Annotated in this window: 1 tRNA gene and 3 rRNA genes; all 4 read left to right on the forward strand. The window is 49.5% G+C overall.

Annotated features, from left to right (window positions below):
• The first annotated feature begins 239 nt into the window (after positions 1–239).
• Positions 240–1,785: ribosomal RNA gene (locus tag NMM26_RS09480) — 16S ribosomal RNA — on the forward strand.
• 51 nt (positions 1,786–1,836) lie between these two features.
• Positions 1,837–1,909: transfer RNA gene (locus NMM26_RS09485), tRNA-Ala, on the forward strand.
• A 124-nt stretch (positions 1,910–2,033) separates the two neighbouring features.
• Positions 2,034–4,934: ribosomal RNA gene (locus NMM26_RS09490) — 23S ribosomal RNA — on the forward strand.
• A 76-nt stretch (positions 4,935–5,010) separates the two neighbouring features.
• A 5S ribosomal RNA gene (rrf, locus tag NMM26_RS09495) occupies positions 5,011–5,109 on the forward strand; the annotation flags it as partial.

Genomic DNA, 5,109 nt, shown 5'->3' on the forward strand with positions numbered 1-5,109 from the left:
GTATGTTGCAGAAGAAATACTGATTGAAAAAAATAAAAAAAGTTTCAAAAAAGTGTTGACAAGCGAAAGCGACTGTGATATACTAATATAGTTGTCACTTGAGAGAAGCGAGTGACAAAGACCTTTGAAAACTGAACAAGACGAACCAATGTGCAGGGCACTACAACAATTGTTGTAGTACTGAACAATGAAAAAAACAATAAATCTGTCAGTGACAGAAATGAGTGAGAACTCAAACTTTTAATGAGAGTTTGATCCTGGCTCAGGACGAACGCTGGCGGCGTGCCTAATACATGCAAGTAGAACGCTGAAAGAGGAGCTTGCTTCTCTGGATGAGTTGCGAACGGGTGAGTAACGCGTAGGTAACCTGCCTGGTAGCGGGGGATAACTATTGGAAACGATAGCTAATACCGCATAAGAGTAGATGTTGCATGACATTTGCTTAAAAGGTGCAATTGCATCACTACCAGATGGACCTGCGTTGTATTAGCTAGTTGGTGGGGTAACGGCTCACCAAGGCGACGATACATAGCCGACCTGAGAGGGTGATCGGCCACACTGGGACTGAGACACGGCCCAGACTCCTACGGGAGGCAGCAGTAGGGAATCTTCGGCAATGGACGGAAGTCTGACCGAGCAACGCCGCGTGAGTGAAGAAGGTTTTCGGATCGTAAAGCTCTGTTGTAAGAGAAGAACGAGTGTGAGAGTGGAAAGTTCACACTGTGACGGTATCTTACCAGAAAGGGACGGCTAACTACGTGCCAGCAGCCGCGGTAATACGTAGGTCCCGAGCGTTGTCCGGATTTATTGGGCGTAAAGCGAGCGCAGGCGGTTAGATAAGTCTGAAGTTAAAGGCTGTGGCTTAACCATAGTACGCTTTGGAAACTGTTTAACTTGAGTGCAAGAGGGGAGAGTGGAATTCCATGTGTAGCGGTGAAATGCGTAGATATATGGAGGAACACCGGTGGCGAAAGCGGCTCTCTGGCTTGTAACTGACGCTGAGGCTCGAAAGCGTGGGGAGCAAACAGGATTAGATACCCTGGTAGTCCACGCCGTAAACGATGAGTGCTAGGTGTTAGACCCTTTCCGGGGTTTAGTGCCGCAGCTAACGCATTAAGCACTCCGCCTGGGGAGTACGACCGCAAGGTTGAAACTCAAAGGAATTGACGGGGGCCCGCACAAGCGGTGGAGCATGTGGTTTAATTCGAAGCAACGCGAAGAACCTTACCAGGTCTTGACATCCCTCTGACCACTCTAGAGATAGAGTTTTCCTTCGGGACAGAGGTGACAGGTGGTGCATGGTTGTCGTCAGCTCGTGTCGTGAGATGTTGGGTTAAGTCCCGCAACGAGCGCAACCCCTATTGTTAGTTGCCATCATTCAGTTGGGCACTCTAGCGAGACTGCCGGTAATAAACCGGAGGAAGGTGGGGATGACGTCAAATCATCATGCCCCTTATGACCTGGGCTACACACGTGCTACAATGGCTGGTACAACGAGTCGCAAGCCGGTGACGGCAAGCTAATCTCTTAAAGCCAGTCTCAGTTCGGATTGTAGGCTGCAACTCGCCTACATGAAGTCGGAATCGCTAGTAATCGCGGATCAGCACGCCGCGGTGAATACGTTCCCGGGCCTTGTACACACCGCCCGTCACACCACGAGAGTTTGTAACACCCGAAGTCGGTGAGGTAACCGTAAGGAGCCAGCCGCCTAAGGTGGGATAGATGATTGGGGTGAAGTCGTAACAAGGTAGCCGTATCGGAAGGTGCGGCTGGATCACCTCCTTTCTAAGGATAAGGAACTGCGCATTGGTCTTGTTTAGTCTTGAGAGGTCTTGTGGGGCCTTAGCTCAGCTGGGAGAGCGCCTGCTTTGCACGCAGGAGGTCAGCGGTTCGATCCCGCTAGGCTCCATTGGTGAGAGATCACCAAGTAATGCACATTGAAAATTGAATATCTATATCAAATAGTAACAAGAAAATAAACCGAAAACGCTGTAGTATTAATAAGAGTTTATGACTGAAAGGTCAGAAAATAAGGTTAAGTTAATAAGGGCGCACGGTGGATGCCTTGGCACTAGGAGCCGAAGAAGGACGTGACAAACGACGATATGCCTTGGGTAGCTGTAAGTAAGCGATGATCCAGGGATTTCCGAATGGGGGAACCCAACAGGTACTACCTGTTACCCACATCTGTTAAGGATGTGAGGAGGAAGACGCAGTGAACTGAAACATCTAAGTAGCTGCAGGAAGAGAAAGCAAAAGCGATTGCCTTAGTAGCGGCGAGCGAAACGGCAGGAGGGCAAACCGAAGAGTTTACTCTTCGGGGTTGTAGGACTGCAATGTGGACTCAAAGATTATAGAAGAATGATTTGGGAAGATCAGCCAAAGAGAGTAATAGCCTCGTATTTAAAATAGTCTTTGTACCTAGCAGTATCCTGAGTACGGCGGGACACGTGAAATCCCGTCGGAATCTGGGAGGACCATCTCCCAACCCTAAATACTCCCTAGTGACCGATAGTGAACCAGTACCGTGAGGGAAAGGTGAAAAGCACCCCGGGAGGGGAGTGAAATAGAACCTGAAACCGTGTGCCTACAACAAGTTCGAGCCCGTTAATGGGTGAGAGCGTGCCTTTTGTAGAATGAACCGGCGAGTTACGTTATGATGCGAGGTTAAGTTGAAGAGACGGAGCCGTAGGGAAACCGAGTCTGAATAGGGCGGATTAGTATCATGACGTAGACCCGAAACCATGTGACCTACCCATGAGCAGGTTGAAGGTGCGGTAAGACGCACTGGAGGACCGAACCAGGGCACGTTGAAAAGTGCTTGGATGACTTGTGGGTAGCGGAGAAATTCCAAACGAACTTGGAGATAGCTGGTTCTCTCCGAAATAGCTTTAGGGCTAGCGTCGACATTAGAGATTCTTGGAGGTAGAGCACTGTTTGGGTGAGGGGTCCATCCCGGATTACCAATCTCAGATAAACTCCGAATGCCAATGAATTATGGTCGGCAGTCAGACTGCGAGTGCTAAGATCCGTAGTCAAAAGGGAAACAGCCCAGACCACCAGCTAAGGTCCCAAAATAATTGTTAAGTGGAAAAGGATGTGGGGTTGCACAGACAACTAGGATGTTAGCTTAGAAGCAGCTATTCATTCAAAGAGTGCGTAATAGCTCACTAGTCGAGTGACCCTGCGCCGAAAATGTACCGGGGCTAAAACAATTTACCGAAGCTGTGGATACCTTTATAGGTATGGTAGGAGAGCGTTCTATGTGTGAAGAAGGTGTACCGTGAGGAGCGCTGGAACGCATAGAAGTGAGAATGCCGGTATGAGTAGCGAAAGACAGGTGAGAATCCTGTCCACCGTAAGACTAAGGTTTCCAGGGGAAGGCTCGTCCGCCCTGGGTTAGTCGGGACCTAAGGAGAGACCGAAAGGTGTATCCGATGGACAACAGGTTGATATTCCTGTACTAGAGTATGTAGTGATGGAGGGACGCAGTAGGCTAACTAAAGCAGACGATTGGAAGTGTCTGTCTAAGCAGTGAGGTGTGAATTGAGTCAAATGCTTAGTTCTATAACATTGAGCTGTGATGGGGAGCGAAGTTTAGTAGCGAAGTTAGTGACGTCACACTGCCAAGAAAAGCTTCTAGCGTTAAACATACTCTACCCGTACCGCAAACCGACACAGGTAGTCGAGGCGAGTAGCCTCAGGTGAGCGAGAGAACTCTCGTTAAGGAACTCGGCAAAATGACCCCGTAACTTCGGGAGAAGGGGTGCTGACTTTACGTCAGCCGCAGTGAATAGGCCCAAGCAACTGTTTATCAAAAACACAGCTCTCTGCTAAATCGTAAGATGATGTATAGGGGGTGACGCCTGCCCGGTGCTGGAAGGTTAAGAGGAGTGCTTAGCGTAAGCGAAGGTATGAATTGAAGCCCCAGTAAACGGCGGCCGTAACTATAACGGTCCTAAGGTAGCGAAATTCCTTGTCGGGTAAGTTCCGACCCGCACGAAAGGCGTAATGATTTGGGCACTGTCTCAACGAGAGACTCGGTGAAATTTTAGTACCTGTGAAGATGCAGGTTACCCGCGACAGGACGGAAAGACCCCATGGAGCTTTACTGCAGTTTGATATTGAGTGTCTGTACCACATGTACAGGATAGGTAGGAGTCTATGAGATCGGGACGCCAGTTTCGAAGGAGACGTTGTTGGGATACTACCCTTGTGTTATGGCCACTCTAACCCGGATAGGTGATCCCTATCGGAGACAGTGTCTGACGGGCAGTTTGACTGGGGCGGTCGCCTCCTAAAAGGTAACGGAGGCGCCCAAAGGTTCCCTCAGAATGGTTGGAAATCATTCGCAGAGTGTAAAGGTATAAGGGAGCTTGACTGCGAGAGCTACAACTCGAGCAGGGACGAAAGTCGGGCTTAGTGATCCGGTGGTTCCGTATGGAAGGGCCATCGCTCAACGGATAAAAGCTACCCTGGGGATAACAGGCTTATCTCCCCCAAGAGTTCACATCGACGGGGAGGTTTGGCACCTCGATGTCGGCTCGTCGCATCCTGGGGCTGTAGTCGGTCCCAAGGGTTGGGCTGTTCGCCCATTAAAGCGGCACGCGAGCTGGGTTCAGAACGTCGTGAGACAGTTCGGTCCCTATCCGTCGCGGGCGTAGGAAATTTGAGAGGATCTGCTCCTAGTACGAGAGGACCAGAGTGGACTTACCGCTGGTGTACCAGTTGTCTTGCCAAAGGCATCGCTGGGTAGCTATGTAGGGAAGGGATAAACGCTGAAAGCATCTAAGTGTGAAACCCACCTCAAGATGAGATTTCCCATGATTTTATATCAGTAAGAGCCCTGAGAGATGATCAGGTAGATAGGTTAGAAGTGGAAGTGTGGCGACACATGTAGCGGACTAATACTAATAGCTCGAGGACTTATCCAAAGTAACTGAGAATACGAAAGCGAACGGTTTTCTTGGTTTGAATAGATATTCAATTTTGAGTAGGTATTACTCAGAGTTAAGTGACGATAGCCTAGGAGATACACCTGTACCCATGCCGAACACAGAAGTTAAGCCCTAGAACGCCGGAAGTAGTTGGGGGTTGCCCCCTGTGAGA

Source organism: Streptococcus sp. CF7_Ac1-8 (assembly GCF_024295435.1).
In the GTDB taxonomy this organism is placed as follows: domain Bacteria; phylum Bacillota; class Bacilli; order Lactobacillales; family Streptococcaceae; genus Streptococcus; species Streptococcus mitis_AP.